General features: G+C 42.0%; 9 protein-coding genes and 1 pseudogene. 3 read left to right on the forward strand and 7 right to left on the reverse strand.

From position 1 onward, the window contains the following. Positions 1-61 precede the first annotated feature (61 nt). The 3 genes and pseudogenes from Q5O24_06540 to Q5O24_06550 form a co-directional block, all read right to left on the reverse strand. Positions 62-1,009: pseudogene (locus Q5O24_06540) on the reverse strand (DUF3387 domain-containing protein). Between the two features lie 32 nt (positions 1,010-1,041). Next, positions 1,042-1,278 carry a hypothetical protein gene (locus Q5O24_06545; protein WKY48970.1) on the reverse strand — a complete coding sequence of 79 codons (237 nt, stop codon included), beginning with the start codon at positions 1,276-1,278 and terminating at the stop codon, positions 1,042-1,044. Continuing rightward, a complete protein-coding gene (locus Q5O24_06550; protein ID WKY48971.1) occupies positions 1,266-2,396 on the reverse strand; it encodes a hypothetical protein in 1,131 nt (376 codons plus the stop codon). Before Q5O24_06550 ends, Q5O24_06545 begins: the two co-directional genes overlap by 13 nt. Positions 2,397-3,414: 1,018 nt before the next feature. Between Q5O24_06550 and Q5O24_06555 the strand changes: the two genes are divergently transcribed. The 3 genes from Q5O24_06555 to Q5O24_06565 are packed head-to-tail and all read left to right on the forward strand — an operon-like array spanning position 3,415 to position 7,720. Further along, complete coding sequence (locus Q5O24_06555) at positions 3,415-4,572, forward strand: ABC transporter ATP-binding protein (protein WKY48972.1); 1,158 nt, start codon at positions 3,415-3,417, stop codon at positions 4,570-4,572. A 9-nt stretch (positions 4,573-4,581) separates the two neighbouring features. Then, positions 4,582-6,915, forward strand: coding sequence for an FtsX-like permease family protein (locus Q5O24_06560; protein WKY48973.1), 2,334 nt, complete (start codon positions 4,582-4,584; stop codon positions 6,913-6,915). Between the two features lie 10 nt (positions 6,916-6,925). Further along, on the forward strand, positions 6,926-7,720 hold the full coding sequence (locus Q5O24_06565) for a YwaF family protein (protein WKY48974.1): 795 nt from the start codon (positions 6,926-6,928) through the stop codon (positions 7,718-7,720). Between the two features lie 316 nt (positions 7,721-8,036). Here the strand turns inward: Q5O24_06565 and Q5O24_06570 are convergent, their stop codons facing one another. The 4 genes from Q5O24_06570 to Q5O24_06585 all read right to left on the reverse strand — a co-directional run bounded on the left by Q5O24_06570 (position 8,037) and on the right by Q5O24_06585 (position 18,076). Beyond that, complete coding sequence (locus tag Q5O24_06570; protein WKY48975.1) at positions 8,037-10,067, reverse strand: methyl-accepting chemotaxis protein; 2,031 nt, start codon at positions 10,065-10,067, stop codon at positions 8,037-8,039. Positions 10,068-10,374: 307 nt separating this feature from the next. Further along, on the reverse strand, positions 10,375-12,405 hold the full coding sequence (locus Q5O24_06575) for a methyl-accepting chemotaxis protein (GenBank protein ID WKY48976.1): 2,031 nt from the start codon (positions 12,403-12,405) through the stop codon (positions 10,375-10,377). Positions 12,406-12,673: 268 nt separating this feature from the next. Continuing rightward, positions 12,674-16,915, reverse strand: coding sequence for an acyl-CoA dehydratase activase-related protein (locus tag Q5O24_06580; protein WKY48977.1), 4,242 nt, complete (start codon positions 16,913-16,915; stop codon positions 12,674-12,676). A 150-nt stretch (positions 16,916-17,065) separates the two neighbouring features. Next, entirely contained in the window at positions 17,066-18,076 is a 1,011-nt protein-coding gene (locus Q5O24_06585) for an NAD-dependent epimerase/dehydratase family protein (protein WKY48978.1), read from the reverse strand. Between the last annotated feature and the right edge of the window lie 12 nt (positions 18,077-18,088).

Consider the following 18,088-nt stretch of genomic DNA (forward strand, 5'->3'; position numbering starts at 1 on the left):
ACCTGGAGTTTGTACTGTTTTTCGCTAAGTTAGTTGATTTAGGTGAATGAGTATAATGTTTCTACACCACAATACTTGCACTCATCAGCTCAGCCTGCTTAATGACTGTGTCAATTGCATTCTTTGCCTGATCTGGTGGATACTTATATTTATGCAGAAGATGTTTTATCTGCGTTCTCATATAAGCTCTTGCTGATTGCTTTTTATCCCAATCAAACGTCCTGCTTTTTTGAATCAGCCTTGTCAATTCATGGGCCATCTCTACTAGCGTGGCATCTTCCATATTTCTAAGCACTTCCGGATCAGCAACAAGGGCATCATAAAAAGTTAATTCTTCTTGCGACAAACCTTTTGCATTACCGGCAGCATAAGCTTCCGTCATTTACTTTGAAAGATGCAGCAGTTCCTCAATGACCTCTGCACTGGTTATCATTCGATTATTGTAGCGTTTTAAAACGCTCTGCATTTTTTCTGAAAAAAGCTGCGCCTTGACAACCCCTGTTCTTGCAAACACTCTGATGTTATCTTCCAACAGTTTGCGTAGCATTTCTGCAGCGATATTTTTATGCTTCATTCTTCGCACTTGCGCCATATACTCATCAGACAATAAAGAAATTTCCGGATTTTTCTGTCCCGATTGTTTAAAAATATTGACAACACCATCCTGTTCAATTGCCTGTTCTAGCATTTTTAGAATACGCGCATTAATCTCGTTAGCGGTGATTTTACCTTTGCCACCTACTTTAAAAAGCCCAGCCTTTACACACTTAAAAAATTCTATTTCTTTTTTCGTGTAATCATCTAAAAGACTACGACAAAGGGTCTCTGCCTGACTGAGTGCTGTTGCTTCCTCAATGTATTCCTTCAACTCTTCTTCCTCAAATCCAAGTGCAAATTCAACACCGTCAGCAATCACTTTTAGTCTTTGAACATCAGATTTTCCAAAGAAATCAAGATAATCAAAGCCATAGAACATATCTCGCATCACTTCCAGTTTTGCCATTGCAATTGAATAAGCAATGCCATGATCGGCACTTTATCCTAGTCAGGACGTTTTTCTAAAAGCGTTTTATACAAATTGATGGTAATTCGAAGAGTCATACTCACAATCATTGCCTTGCCGGTTAATACGTATTGCCTGTCTTCATAGTGGGCAATGATATCATCAGCTAACATATTTAAACGGTCCGAAGATCCAACGAACACTTCAATAGTGGATAAATATGATATCAGCGTCCCCTGAGTTTCTTGGCAAGTGCACAGGATCAGTTTAACCAATTTGCATAGTTTATTTGTGAATTAAAGAACAACTTATATAAGGACGACTGATAATCGCTAAAATCCATTTTTAAATGATTTTTCATATTATCAGCTGAAACGGTGACACCGGCGTTATGCATTGTTACAAAATAATAGTATTGGCAAAATTCCTGATTGGCAAGCGGTTCGTCCGTATAAGGGCTGGTATTAAATGTGCCGGTATATACATATACTGTTTTCATGTGATCACCGGGGATTAGATTTAAATAGTTCGTTTGCATTTCACTTAAATCTAAGATGGTGTTCTTGTCAAATTGGATTTCGATTTCCTGGAAACCATCAACTTTCACAACCTGATAAACGTCATATACCTGGCCATTTTTCAGTCCGGTGATCGAGTCTATCTCTGCGTAGGAATTACTGGACGACAAATAGGACACGGGAGTATCCAGGTCACTGTAACTTAACGTATAAACATTCTGAATATCAAGATACCAATAATCTCCGCTAGCGTAAATATATTCGCCAGCAGGCAAATCGGTTATTTCTCCATCACCGGCAGTGCCAAAAGAACCCTCAGCCAGAATTACTGTCGCTTCTTCGTCCTCCCTCATTTCAGAATCGTGTTTTACAATTTTTATTTCCAGTGCTTCCAGACGTAGTGACTCACCGGTAGTTCCGAGGGTTTCACCATTTTTAACCCAGCCCCATTCATTGTCTGTCTGAGGCAGATCCCCTTTGTTTTGGACATGGCCCCGGTAATAGACATCATAATCGTCTAGATTCGTCAACGAAATCCGGATCGCTTCAATTTGCAGATTCTCCCCTGTTGATCCTGTAAATTCACCATTACTGACCGGGTCCAGCCAACCCATATTTTGAACATGAACCTGATAGGTTATAGCTCCATCTTCCGGGACATCTCCAGTTAGTTCAATCCATAAAGCTTCAAGTCGGAGTCCCTGTCCACTGCTGCCAACTGCCACTGGACCAGTAACAAAACTACCATCCGGCACCGGGACATTGCCAATATCTTGCATATGGGCCCGATAGGAGACTCCCAGATTACTGGTTTCAATTTCTTCATCTGCCAAAACAACAGTCGTTTGGACACATATAACTAATAATAGAATCATCCACAAACTCACAACTTTTAATCTCATTCTGCACCTTTTTCTCTTTACTAACTAAGTTTGTATTTTTGATATTAAGTAGGCTGGCATAACTACACTGTAGTTAATTTATTTATCGCTACCATTCTACTGCCAATAAATTCTGAATTTTAAATGTAGTTTTTACAAAAATTCAAAATCATTCTCTTTATGTTTTTCTTATCCATCGTTAACAGCCTTTCGACCAGATTTAATTACTACTTAATCAAGTTATAACAACTAAATTTTTCAATAAACCGTCAGTACAGCTGGTGGCTCTCGTTTATTTAAGGGGTCTTGCCTTTCGTCTTAGAGGTTAAATCTGTTGGGGTTGCTGATGCTAAAGTCCTAGCCTGGTCCTGCGTTCATTGTATGCTATTATTATACCGAAAAATTCATTACAATTAACTATTTTATAGTAAATATTAGAGTAAAGTTTTGTAAAGAATAGGAAGTTATGCCTTTTAAAAAGTTGCAAAAAAAAGAAAAAAGCCGCAGTAGTTTCAAACAAAAGACAAACTATAGCATTTGACCGGGTAACAAACTTGATTGGTAGCATTTATCTGCAGATTGAAACCGTCGTGTTAGCTAATGATGGTAAAATTGATTGTAGCGAAAAGTGCTACTTCTCTATAAATGACTATTTGGAAAGTGAGAAATAAACTAGTCAACTTTCATTTGTGGTTGTTGTATCAGCTGACTGACCGCAACCTCCTTGAATTTCAATCGATTTGATTTCATCGTCAGATCCCAGGGTATTTTTAGCTTTTGGCCACCTGTGGTTAAAAAACTTATCCTCTGGTCGAATGTGTATGTTTTCACAATAATTCGTAAATAATAAAAATAGTTGTTCTCACATCAACAATTCCACGAATCATTTAATGCCCACTCACAGACCAGTTGAAACATTTATTGTTTTATAGCCATTAACACTTTCAAGCTTGTTTCCGGTTTCGTTCTAACATATAATAGAATAATGTGAATAAATATGACGGGGGTTAAAATGTCGGATAAACTTAAACAAAACAGCTTACTGAATATCGTTGATGCCAATGAAATCTATACGCTTCTGTTAAAACGCCTGCTGCGCTCGACCCATGCTTCTACCGTGGCTATTTATTTTTATCATCCTGAAAACGCATCGGTCAGTCTTTTTTCGGTCCGTGGAGATAACTGCGGCCTCTTTTCTGATGAACATAAGATCGCTTTTGAAGAAAAAGCGCTGGAAACCTGTCAGAAGGCACAGTCCTCTTTGTCTCAGGATATTTCATTGGTCCGGGAGCTGATGGCCATTCCTATGTCTAACGGACCGGAACAGGTCTTTGCCTGTGCCCTCTTTACCGATAAAGTAGATGGCGATTTTGATGAAGAAGACCTGGGCATGGCGGAAGTGGTGGTGGAAGCTTTTGTCTATTATTTGAACGAAAACGAAGTGGATGCCCGGGTTTTAAAACCCCGTAACATTTTTCTTTCTACCCAGAGCCTTAATAAATTTTATGGTGAGGGAATTGGACAGGTCAAGGCCCTTAACGATGTCAGCTTTAACATCGGCCGGGGTGAGCTGATTGTCATTCTCGGATCAAGCGGTTCGGGTAAAAGCACCCTCTTAAATATTATTGGCGGGATGACGCCCCCGACCTCGGGCAAGGTCGAGATTGGCTCGATTGATCTCTGCCAGGCCAACGAAAAGATGCTGACGGATTTTAGGCGCAATACCGTCGGTTTTGTTTTTCAGTTCTATAATCTAATTGGGGACCTGACCGCTCGGGAAAATGTCGCCCTATCGGCTGGATTATCCAACAACCCCATGGATGTGGATGAGGCACTGGCTTTAGTGGGGCTTGCTGACCGAGCTCAGGCTTACCCCTCCCAGATGAGTGGCGGTGAACAGCAGCGGGTATCGATTGCCCGTGCTCTGGTCAAACGGGCCGATTTTCTTTTGTGCGACGAACCCACTGGGGCCCTGGATTCCAAAACCGGTCGCCAGATTTTAAGACTTTTAGAGTCAATCTGCAAAGAACAGGAACAGACCATCGTGATCGTTACCCACTCCACTCCCATTGCTTCCATGGCTAATCGGATCATCCATATGGATAGCGGCAGAATCATCGAGGAAATCGTCAACCTCTCGCCCATCAGTGCCGACCAGATTGACTATTAGGAGGCTGCAATGGAAGGAAACTTAATCAAAAGCAAACTCCCCTCAATTATTAAAAGCAATACTAAAATATTTATTTCCATCGCTCTGATCGCTTCGATGGGCATGATCACCCTTATTGCCTTGCTTTCTTCCTACCAGACACTAACCGCGTCGCTGGAGGATTTTAGGCTTAATTACGGTTTTCCCGATATTACCATCAGTACCAGCCTGCTGACTGAGGATGACAGTTTGATCGATAGGATTAAGGAAATTGATGGGGTTGATTCCGTGGAGACGCGGATGGTGGCTGATATGCAGTTGACGCGTTCGGATGGCCGGGGTTTGACGGGCCGGATGATGGGTTACATCGATAATGATCTTTTTAATACCATCAATGTCATCGAATCAGGCGGCCAAGGTGATGGTATTGGCCTTTCGGCGGACCAGTATTTTGCCGGCCTTAACGAACTTGGGGTTGGGGATTCTCTGGATATTACAGTCAACGGAGAGACTCATTCGGCTTATGTGGAAAGAATTGTTTCGGCATTCGAGTCAACTAGTGTGACACGCAACGACTTCACCTATTTTGACACCATGGATTTCGGCTACGTCTATCTTGAAAATCAAGACCTGGAAGAACTTTTAAACAGTCCGGTTGATGTAAGCAATCAGATCTTTGTTTCGGTTAAAGACACATACATAGATACGGCAGTCCTTGAGGAAATTGAAAACCTTGAAGCCTCGGAAATTCTGGACGCCTATACCTACGAGGATTCGCCTCAAAAATCGGTTTTGGATTCCAGCGTTATTCCGCTAAAAACTCTTAGCTTTGCTATTCCCCCCCTCTTGTATCTGATTACCCTTTTAATAACCTATCTTTTTATCTATCAGGTGATCCAGGAGCAGCGGCATGAGATCGGGGTCTTGCGGGCCCTGGGCTTTTCTTCGGCTCAGATTCGAAATCTCTATTTTGCCTTTTCTTTAGCCATCTCGGCGGTGTCGGCGGTCATCGGAATTCCAGCAGGATTAGCATTAACCTGGTATGTCAGCGATACCTATAAAATAGTTTATGGGATTCCTGAGCTTCAGTATGTGTATGATATTCGGGTCATGGTTTTGGCCCTGGTGGTGACGACCCTGACTGGCCTGATGGGGACCTATATTTCCGCTAAATCAATCTTAAAAATCAGTCCGGCTGAAGCTATGCGGGAAAAATCGGCCCAGCAGGTTTCGGCTCCGGCGGCCAGAAAACTGGTAGCTTCCTTTAATTCGGTAGCCAAGGTGGCGATTTCCTCAAGTCTTCGCAACAAACGGCGAGTATTTATCTCTCTTTTGTCGGTTATATTAACCAGCCTGATGATCCTGGTATCCCTCTCCTATTCCTTTGCGGTAAGGGATATTCTGGAGCATACTTTTAATGACCGCTACCTTTATGATGCCCAGATTTTCTTTGATGACGCGACTGATCAGGCTGGGATTGAATTGCGCCTGGATGGTTTTACAGAAATTTCTGAAATCGAGGCGGTTGGCATGAAAAGTGTCACCATTTCCTATGGCGATATGGAAGAAGAAGCTTTGGTTTGTGGTCTTCAACCTGAAACTTCAATGATTACTGTTTCCGATGCTAGCCGGAACACTTTGACGATTCCTGCAGAAGGGATTATCCTGGAAGACCGGATTGCCACTGATCTGGGTCTAGCTGTTGGGGACAAGGTTATAATCGAAGGAAAAGAAATTCTTGTTTCGGCCATTTCTAAAGAGAATATCAACTACACTCAGTACTGTTCCCTAGAAAGTTTTGAAGAATTATTCGGGGCTGAAAGCATCAACTCTGCCCTGGTTACAATGACCGATCCAGCTGATGAAATTGGCTTCTATAATGCTTTGTCAGGTGCCGAAAACTTTGATTACCTGTCATTTAATTCGATTCAGGAACAAAGTGTTGCGTCCACCTTTGCCACCACAAATGCCGGGGTTTATACAATTATTATCTGCGCCTTTATTGTCGGGTCTTTAATTATTTATAACATGTCCCTGATTAATATCAAGGAGCGACTGAGAGATTATGCCATTATGCGGGTCCTGGGTATCAGTCCGGGGGCTATTGCCCGGGGAACCTATCTGGAAATTCTGATCCAGTTTATTATCTCTATCATCATTGGTCTGGGGCTGGGTAATGTTTTTGCCGATGCTATGCTACAAAATATGAACTCGGCCAATATCACCTATTTTAATGCCAATACCATGAGCGTCTTTGTCCTGATCGCCCTGGCCGTTTTTGCCTTTATGTCTTTTGGTCATTTTCTGGCGGTAACTAGAATCTACAAACTGGACCTGATTGAATCGTTAAAAACCCGCGAATAAGGAGAACTTTATGATCGCCCAACCCTTCAATTTAACTCTGATGGCTCTATTGGGCCTGATTGTTCTGACCATTTTTCTACTCTGGTTTTTTCTCCGTGAAAAGGATGAAAAAACCAGACGTAAAGCCCTGCTGATTTTAAGCGGTCTCTTGATTGTTTCGTACACGATTAACCGGATTCTGATTTTTAACGATCCCGATCTGGTTGCCCTTTGGGGTGGTAAAGGCTATATTCTCAGAGAGACTCTTCCTTTTCAGCTCTGCGGCCTGGGAATGATTTTTATCCCCCTGGCCCTGGTCACAAAAAAAGAAATATTATACGCTTTCTGTTTTGTGGCAACCCCTCTCGCGGCTGCTCTGGCAATTATGTTTCCGCCGACCCCCTATGATGTGACCCCCTTTTATGATCCATCCTATTTCACTTTTTATCTGGATCATGCTTTCTGCATCGTTAATGGCATCAGCCTGGTAACTCTGGGGCTCTATCAACCAAGGTTGAAAACAGGCCTTTTAACCACCTTCTTTGTTACCTTCCTGGCCTTTATCGCCCATCTGATTAATCTGGCCGCGGCTGTGATCGGTCTTGAGGGCGTTAATTACTTTTATACCCTGGACCCGGAGGGCAGTGGCCTTTTAGAACTCTTCTGGTCCTTTATCCCGATTCCCTATGTCTATCTGCTTTTGTATATTCCGGTGCTGTTAACCTATTATTTTCTGCTGGTGGGTTTTGTCCTGATGATTAGAAGATTTCAGGAAGGCAAAGAACAAAGTGTGGTGGAAGGAGCGGTCGGTCAGGAAGAGGCGTGAGTTTAGAGGCTTAGGCCTCTTTTTTTAGGGCCGAAAATGTTTTTAAATGTAGTAAACAACTTTTTAAGACAGTCCCAGTCTATCCCAGCGGCAAGGCTGATACCTGCGAAAATGTAAAGTAGGCCTGATCTATTCGAGGAGAAGTCCAAGAAGTATTTAGTTTGAAAAGCTTATGGAGTAGGTAAAAAATGTTCTCTAAGAAGACCCTGTTCTAACCTATAATAGTAATTTCGACAAATAATAAGCCCGACTACGAATTTGTTTGTAGTCGGGCTTATTTTACATCTTGACCAGGAGCCGTTTCGTCGTCATGTTTTTATCTTCTTAATTTAAACTGATTAATATTATTCTGCAGCAGGGTTGCCTGGCTGGATAATTCCTGGCTGGCGGCGGCACTTTCTTCCGATGTGGCGGAATTCTGTTGGACAACGTGTGACACCTGATCAACGCCAACATTAATTTGGGCAATCTCCGATGCCTGCAGATTAGTGGCATTGGCGATGTTTTCTGTTAGATTACTGACTTTTTCAACCCCAACAACGATATCAACCAGGGCTTTAGCCGTTGCATCTGCGATTTTTGTCCCTTCCTTAACTTTGTCAATCGACCCTTCTATTAAGCTGGTAGTCTGATGAGCGGCATCAGCACTGCGGGCAGCCAGCGTTCTGACTTCCTCAGCAACTACCGCGAATCCTTTTCCATGTTCACCGGCTCTGGCGGCTTCAACTGCTGCATTAAGAGCCAGAATATTGGTCTGGAAGGCAATATCATCGATGACTTTAATAATTTTGGAAATATCGTTTGATGATGAATTGATGTCTGCCATCGACAGCTGCATTTCATTCATCTGACTGTTTCCGATCTCGGCATTTTTCATTACTTCATCGGTCAGGTTTTTAGCCTGATTGGCATCTTCAGCGTTCTTTTTAGTCTGATCGGCTACTTCTGTAATCGAGGCAGTCAGTTCTTCTATGGAGCTGGCCTGTTCGGTTGAGCCCTGGGCCAGTGACTGACTGGCAGAAGAAACCTGATCAGCACCCGAATTAACCTGTTCAGCTGCAATTCGGATATCTTTTAAGAGGGTGTTGAGTGAATCAATAATGGTGTTTAAGGAGACGGAAACAGTTTCAAAGTCACCTCTGAAAATTTCCTGACGTTCAAGATCTAAATTACCGGTACTGATTTGACCAAGCAGATAAGTGATACTGCTGATAATTTCATTCAGAACCATGGTGGTTTCATTAACTGAGTTTTTCAGGTTGTTAAATTCCCCCTGATACTCCCCGGTGACAGAGACATTCAGTTTACCCTGGGAAATTTCATTAAGTACGCCGGCAACTTCACTCATTGGTTTTGATATTTCTTCGAGAATATGGTTCATACCTTCAATCAGGTTTTGCCAGCAGCCACTGAACTTGCTTTCATCCCGGCGGTCATCCAAATTGCCGGTCAAAGCAGATTCGGTCAGGGCGGTTGCATCTTCGACCAGAAGGCCAATGCTTTCAGACACATCTGTTAAACTATGGTTGATTGATGCGAATTGATCAAAAATTTCTACAGTATATTCACCAGCAGCTTCAATATTTAAATCGAAGTTAAGATCTCCCTGAGCCAGTTGTTTTAAATTATTTTCCAGACGGGCAACTTCATTTTTGGTGTAGACATTAACGCTCATTGATGGTGTGGTATCATGGGATATTTCAACGTAACCAATTTGCTGACCAGCCTGATCTTTAATAAACTGCGAATCCATCCGGTAATAGCGACCTGCATATTCAAAGGGATATTCCGTTAAGCCTCTTTCTGATAGCCGTCTAAAGCCGCAATTCTCTGTACCACACATTTCCAGAGAAGTTTCATTACATGGATGCTGATAAATATCTTCTCTTGTCTTGATCATACCGACGCTTAGCATCAGGTCTTCAAGAATTTTATTGACAAAAATAATTTTCAGATCATTATCCATCGCTGTAATACGATAAGGAAGAGCATCGAGAATACCCAGATATAAATCACTTTTTTCTTTCTGGGCTTCGATGATTCTGATCATGGTATCGGTAATCGACTGATAAATGCCTGACTGGCTGCTTTTATGATTTTCAGCTTTAAAGATCCCGGCTTTCACATCAGCTTCAATTTTCTTTAAATCGGCATCAAGCTGAGATAGTGAATCTGTAATCTGGCCTAAAGAGCTTCCCAGGGAATCATTGTCATTTTGATCTGGAATCTCCACAGCCAGATTGCCTTCGGCAATCCCAAGAGCGGCTGCAATGTAAGAATTTTTTAAATTCTCAAATTCTCTTTTAGCCAATAAATCTTCATCATTTCGTTTGTTAAAAAAACCCATTCTTTTCTCCTTCTCACTTTGGACAGTAGTTTGTTAGTAAATAAATTTCATGTGATAACTAATAATGTAAATTAATTAAATGCAACAAATAATGACGGCAGTCATCAAATGATAGATAAATATAAAATATACATAAATAAAAGATGAATATGATATAATCCCATTATAAATATCGACATTTAGTACAAATAGTTAAATAATAAATGGATTTAAATTATAAAAAAGTATAAATTTTAAAGTATATTTATAAATTTATTGCTATGCAAAAAAAAAGAGCCCTTAAATAAGCTCTTGATATTAAAGCAATTTATCGCCTTAATGTAAACTGGTCAATATTATTCTGCAGCAGAGTCGCCTGGCCTGACAATTCCTGGCTGGCTGCGGCACTTTCTTCAGCAGTGGCAGAATTCTGCTGAACAACGTGTGAAACCTGATCAACACCGACATTTATCTGGGCAATTTCCGATGCCTGAAGATTGGTTGCATTAGCGATGTTTTCTGTCAAGTGGCTGACTTTTTCAATACCTGTAACAATATCAATCAGAGCTTTTGCTGTTTCGTCGGCAATTTTCGTTCCCTCTTTAACTTTTTCAATCGACCCTTCAATTAGGCTGGTTGTCTGATGCGCGGCATCAGCACTGCGGGCAGCCAGCGTTCGGACCTCCTCAGCAACAACGGCAAATCCTTTACCGTGTTCACCGGCTCTTGCGGCTTCAACGGCAGCGTTTAGGGCTAAAATATTGGTCTGGAAGGCGATGTCATCGATGACTTTGATAATTTTTGAAATATCGTTGGATGATGAATTGATGGCAGACATTGAAAGCTGCATTTCGTTCATCTGGCTGTTCCCTATTTCAGCATTTTTCATTACTTCAGCAGTCAGGTTTTTAGCCTGATTAGCATCTTCGGCATTCTTCTTAGTCTGATCTGCCACTTCTGTAATTGATGCGGTCAGTTCTTCTATGGAACTGGCCTGTTCGGTTGAGCCCTGGGCCAGTGACTGGCTGGCAGAAGATACCTGATCAGCCCCGGAATTGACCTGCTCAGCTGCAATTCGGATATCCTTTAGGAGGGTATTTAGTGAATCCAGGATGGCATTAAGGGAGACGGAAACAGCCTCGAAATCGCCTTTGAAGATCTCCTGGCGATCAAGATTTAAATTGCCCTTACTGATTTCGCTAATCAAAAATGTAATGCTGGAAATCACACTATTTAAACCAGTAGTTGTTTCGTTAACTGAAGATTTCAGGTTTTCAAACGCTCCATGATAGTCTCCATTGATTGTAACATTTAAGTTTCCGACGGAAATATCAGCCATTACTGCGGCCACTTCATTGATCGGTTTAGAGACTTCTTCGAGAATCTGGTTCATGCCACTAATCAAATTTTGCCAGCAGCCATTAAACAGGCTTTCGTCCCGGCGCACATCTAATTCTCCAGACAAGGCAGAATCAGTTAAGACACTGGCATCCTCCACCAGTTGTCCAATACTAGAGCTGACATCAGATAAACTCTGATTAATTGACAAGAAGCTTTCTGAAATTTCTGAGGTATATTCAGTTGCTTCTTCAATATTCAGATCAAAGTCAAGGTTTCCCTGGGCCAGTTGTTTTAAATTGTTCTCCAGGCGAGCCACTTCATTTTTAGTATAGACGTTTACGCTCATAGTTGGTGTAATGTCATGGGATACTTCAACATACCCAATTTTTTGTCCTGCCTGATCTTTTAGATACTGAGTGTCCATTCTGTAATGGCGTCCACGATATTCAAAAGGTAATTCGGTTAACCCTCTTTCATTTAATCGTCGGATTCCACAGTCTTCGTTACTACATATTTGAAGTTGATTGTCTGAACAGGGGCGATTGTACATATCCTCTCTTTTTGTAGCAGATCCGACGGTGATCATCAGATCTTCGAGAATCTTATTGATAAAAGTCATGTTGGTATCATTATCCATAACGGTTATTCGATAAGGCAAGGCATCAAGGATGGCAAGATAAAAATCGCTTTTTTTCTTCTCGGCATCGATAATTCTGATCATGGTATCGGCAATGGTCTGATAGATACCGGACTGACTGCTTTTATGATCTTCTGCGTTGAAAGACCCGGCGTTTAGATCAGCTTCCATATTCTTTAAATCAGCGTCCAGTTGTGTTAGAGAATCAGTTATTTGGCCTAAGCTGCCTGCAAATACATCATTCTCACTCTGGGTAGGTATCTGAACAGACATATCTCCAGCTGCAATCGCCTGAACGGCAGCAATATAAGAGTCTTTCAAATTTTCAAATTCTCTTTTAGCAATCACATCATAATCGTTTCGTTTATTAAATAAACCCATTTAGCTCTCCTTTTGATTTCAAACATTAGTTATAGTTAATTAAAAGCTTTAACTTTAAAATAAATATCCTCAGAAAAAAACTTCAGAAATGTTGATACAAATCAATCTATAAAGTAAAGACAGTTTGATTTGACAAAAATATTTTTAATCGTTTAAATACGTTATAATAATACCTTTTTCTAAATGATATTTAAAGCTAAAATTAAAATAAATTTAAAAATTAAAACCCTTTATATATTATGTGTTTAAATGTTTTGCTATTCTTAAATTAAGTCTGCTTAAATTTGTTGGATGCCTGACTCAGCATCAGCTTAATACGGCTAATCTGATTAACCTCACTGGCTCCGGCATCATAGTCTACGGCCACGATATTGGCCTGGGGATAAAGATGGCGGATTACTTTTAATACGCCTTTGCCGGCTACATGACTGGGAAGGCAGCCAAAAGGCTGAACACAGATAATATTATTGACACCCTGGTCAAGGAGTTCGCAGATTTCACCGCTTAAAAACCAGCCTTCTCCAGTATGGTTGCCTACAGAGATAATCGGTTCGGCAAAATCGATCAGTTTTGAGATGGGTGTTGGCGGGATAAATCGCTGGCTGGAAAATAGCGCATCACTTGCCGGTTTTCGCAAGAATTCCAGGATTTTGATTGATGCTTTTCCTAAATGGGACAGAACCTTTTCTTTGCCCAAATATCGGGCGTTAAAAACATAGTCGTAACAGCAGTAAGAAAAGAAGTTAAAAATTCCGGGAACCTCTACTTCAACTCCGTCTGCTTCCAGTAAATTGACCAGATGATTATTGGCAGTTGGCAGATATTTGACATAAATCTCGCCGACAATTCCCACCCGTGGTTTTCTGACTGTTTGCCTCAGTGCGAGGACTTCAAAATCGGCAACCATTTCGTTGATATTTTGCTTGTAATCCTTCCAGGGTGTTTTGCTTTCAAGGGTTTTTATACATCGATCCCGCCATTTTTGATAAAGATTATTGGCTGAACCGGCTTCCAGTTCGTATGGTCTGGTTCGTAAAAGGAGATGGCTAAGGACATCACCATAGATTAGCCCCTGGAGTCCGTTAAATAAAAGCTTTGGTGAGACACTAAAGCCGGGGTTTTTTTCCAGGCCGACAGGATTTAAGGAGATGACAGGAATATGGGAAAAGCCTGCTTTATCCAGAGCACGGCGAATAAAACCGATATAATTGGATGCCCGGCATCCCCCACCAGTTTGCATCATCATTACCGCTATTTGACTCAGATCATACTGACCGGATAAAAGAGCAGACATCATCTGGCCCACGACGATTATGGAAGGAAAGCAGGCGTCGTTATTGACATATTGCAGGCCAAGAGTGATGACTTCCGGACCAAAATCTTGCAGAAATTCGAATTTATAACCACAGGATTTAAAAACTGGGGTTAAAAAATCGAAATGAATCGGAGACATTTGCGGAGCAAGAATGGTATAGTTCTGCTTCATTGCTTTTGTAAAGATGACCCGCTGATGAGCAGTATTGATCCTTTGCGACGGACTTTGCCTATTTTGGTCTAGTACAGCCAGCAGTGATCGGATACGGATTCTGACTGCAGCAGTATTTTTTATCTCATCGATTTTTAAAACAGTATTTGTCTTATTGGATTTTTCCAGCATTTCAGCTACCTGATCACAAGCTACTGCGTCAAGACCACAGCCAAAAGAATTAAGCTGGACCAGCTCCAGATTGTCCTGGGTACCGACATATGCAGCAGCGGCATAGAGCCGGGAATGATACATCCATTGGTCTAAGACCAGGGTTGGCCTATCCACCCGCCCCAAATGAGAAATAGAATCCTCGGTTAAAACTGCGACCCCATACGAAGCGATCAGGTCGGGAATGCCATGATTTATTGCCGGATCAAGATGATATGGTCGGCCGGAGAGGACTATCCCTCTGCTACCGTTTATTTCTAAAAAATCCAGAGTTTCCTCCCCTTTACGTGACAGATCGGCCCGTGCTTGCAGGAGTTCCGCCCAGCCGGCATCGACAGCTGATGAAACCTCGCGTACAGGGATGTTTTTTTCGGTGGAGAAAAGCTCCAGTAATCTTTTTTTAAGGATACGCTTGCTTTCAAAAGACAGAAAAGGCTTTTCAAAGTTAATCAGATTATCGATATTGTTTGCAATATTTTCGGGATAAGAGGTGACCATAGGACAATTGTAATGATCATTGGCGTCACAAAACTCTTTTCGTTCGTAAGCCACACAGGGGTAAAATATCGTATCGATGCCCTGACTGATCAGCCATTTTACATGTCCGTGGGCCAGTTTCGCTGGGTAACAGGCTGTTTCACTGGGCATTGATTCCATTCCCAGCTCATATATTTTATGACTGGATAGCGGCGAAAGTACTACCTGATAGGAAAGTTGGGTGAAAAAAGTATGCCAGAAGGGATAGTTTTCGTACATATTTAAAACTCTGGGAATACCCACCTTTCCCCTTTGGGCCTGGTCGGTTGGAAGGGATGTATAGGAAAAAGTCCGTTTTAATTTATAATCATAAAGATTGGGGACAGTTTTAAGATGTATTCCTGTTTCATTACTTTTCTGATATTTAGGGATATGCTGAGTTTGTCCGCGTTCGCACCGATTTCCAGAGACATGCTTGCGGTCATCCGAAAAAGAGTTGATCGTCAGCAGACAGGCGTTGGCACAGCGCTTACAGCGTTCAGTAACGGTTGAGATCTTCAGCTGCTCCAGTTGTCTGGCCGATAGAAGGGTTGATTTCTCTTTACTATCCCGAGCAATTAAAGCTGCGCCCAAAGCCCCCATAATTCCCGCTTGTTGGGGCCGGATTGCTGTAAGTCCGGTAAGCATTTCAAAACTTCTGAGAACGGCATCATTTAAAAAGCTGCCGCCCTGGACGACAACCTTTTGACCCAGGTACTGGGCATCGGTTAGTTTAATGACCTTAAAGAGAGCGTTTTTTATGACCGCATAGCTTAAACCGGCGGCAATATCCGAAAGATTTGCCTCTTCCTTCTGAGCCTGTTTAACCCGGGAATTCATAAAGACGGTGCATCGGTTTCCCAGATCTACAGGATTTTGAGCCGCCATGGCCAGCTGCGAAAAATCTTCAATCGACAAATTTAGAGATGCAGCAAAGGTTTCCAGAAAAGACCCGCAGCCAGAGGAACAGGCTTCATTTAATAATATGCTGTCGATTTGCTGATCTTTAATTCGGATGAATTTCATATCCTGACCGCCGATGTCAAGTATAGCTTCTACTGATGGTTCAAAAAACTGCGCAGCCTTGTAGTGCGCAAGGGTTTCTACTTCCCCCAGATCCAGGTTAAAGGCGGCTTTTAATAAGCTTTCGCCATAGCCGGTAACACACGACTGTCTGATGACCGCAGTTTGCGGCAGCTGACGGTAGAGTTCTTTTAAGGCCTGACTAGTGGTTTGAACTGGACTTCCCTGGTTGTTATCGTAGAATGAGTAGAGCAGGCTGCCATCATCGGCAATTAAAGCTAGTTTTGTCGTGGTAGAACCAGCGTCAATTCCCAGGTAACAGTCACCTGTATAATTGCCTAGCTTTCTTTTAGTAAGAGTTGTCTGGGAATGCCTTGTTTTAAAAGCCTGAACCTGATTGTCATTTTTAAAAAGCGGTTCAAGGCGATTATTTTCAAAGGGGATTTGAATCCCGAATAAGACCTGATGCAAGATTGCGCTCAAATCATCAGGCATCTGCTCGCTGATATTTGATGCGGCACCAATTGCGGCAAAAAGGTGGGCGTGGTCGGGACTGATGATATGATTTTTCTTTAAGGCCAGGGTTCTGATAAAAGATTCTTTCAGTCCATCCAGAAAAGATAGCGGCCCACCTAAAAAAGCTACATTTCCGACAATTGGTCGGCCACAAGCTAGACCACTGATAGTCTGATTGACTACAGCCTGAAAAATAGAGGCTGAAAGATCAGACTGACTGACCCCTTCATTAATCAGGGGCTGAAGATCAGTTTTGGCAAAGACCCCACACCGGGCAGCGATGGGATAAATGGTGGTAGAATTTTTGGCAAGGATATTTAGGCCGTTGGCATCCGTTTTTAACAGTGTGGCCATCTGGTCGATAAAAGAGCCGGTACCACCGGCACAGATACCATTCATCCGCTGCTCTAAGCCATTTGTAAGGTAGATGATTTTAGCATCCTCCCCACCCAGCTCAATTGCTACATCAGTTGCAGGTGCATATTGTTTAAGAGCGGTGGTGACAGCTGCAACTTCATGAATATGTGGAATTCCAAGCGCTTTGTTAAGCGTCATGCCGCCAGAACCTGTAATTGCGGCTAAAACAGGAAGATCTCCGACCTGGCTTATTGCTTCTTGGAGCATAGTAGCTAGAGTTTCGGGGATTTGAGCAAAATGTCTTTTGTAATCAGAAAATATTATGTTAGCATCACGATTGAGAACCACAATTTTAAGGGTGGTGGAACCAATATCGATGCCCAGTCTATGAAGTTGTTCCATCTGATCTCCTAGGGCGGTTAAATTAAACTGTTTTAAAATGAGAATACATTGTTAGTGGATTATCTTGTTAAAGATTTTTCTTCGAGTATCTTGAAAATACATTATACAAATTATTGGCATGTCTTTCAAGCGATAAGATATTTGCGAAATTTACTTCAACTTTCCCACATCTTTCAGCCAGACAACAGTATCTATGATTGATTCATTCAAGGTTCGGCAGATAAAACCCAACTCAGCTTCAGCTTTTTGAGTATCGTAATTATTATTGCGCTCCAGATTATAGATGGTAAAGTGGGAAAACCATGAAGGTGTTCTGGTTAGTTTGCCATAAAGCCCCCCCAACCCGGCATAGGGTCGCAGCAGGAGAAGTGGAATATTGAAGCGGGGCCGTTTAATACCCGCTGCATCACAAATAGAGACAATTAGTTGCTTAAAAGTGTAACAACGGTTAGCCATTATGTATCCTTCCCCTTTACGTCCCTTTTGAGCACAGGCAATGACTCCGTGAGCCAAATCTCTGGCATCTACAGAATTAAAGGTTCCGCCAATAGAAATTTTAATCTTACCTTGAGCAAACATAATTACACTGCTGGTGATTAGGCCGTAGCTGTAATCATTTGGTCCGAAAATTCCGCTGGGAAAAACGATAGACGCATCAAGATTATGATTACGCACAGCCTCCATCACAATTTTTGTGGCCATTGTTTTTGTTTTGGCGTAGTAGCCAATAACCAGGTCTTCATTAAAAGAATCGACTTCGCTTATCAACTGACCATGTGGCAACTCAGGAATAACGCTGGTGGAGCTGATATAAACCAGTTTTTTAACCTTATACTTTAGACATTTTTCAACAATATTCTTTGTGCCGTCAACATTAACTGCTCTAACGTTTTCATTAGGTTTAGGGTCGAGGGTGACTAGCCCTGCGGCATGGATTACAATCAGGTCAGCTTCATTTTCGCTATAAAAAAATTGTTCCAGGGATTCAGAATCTAAGAGGTCGCCTTCGATTATTTCCACGTTTTCCGGCATTTTAGAAACGGCAGGATCACCTGGCATCACCAGAGCGTGAACCTCTTCGCAACTCTCAACCAGTGCTCTGACAATATTTCCGCCTAGAAGTCCGGTGGCTCCTGTCAGTAAAAAAATTCGCTTTTTCATTAAAACACCTCA

It is taken from the genome of Eubacteriaceae bacterium ES3, assembly GCA_030586155.1.
Classification (GTDB): Bacteria; Bacillota; Clostridia; order Eubacteriales; family Eubacteriaceae; genus Acetobacterium.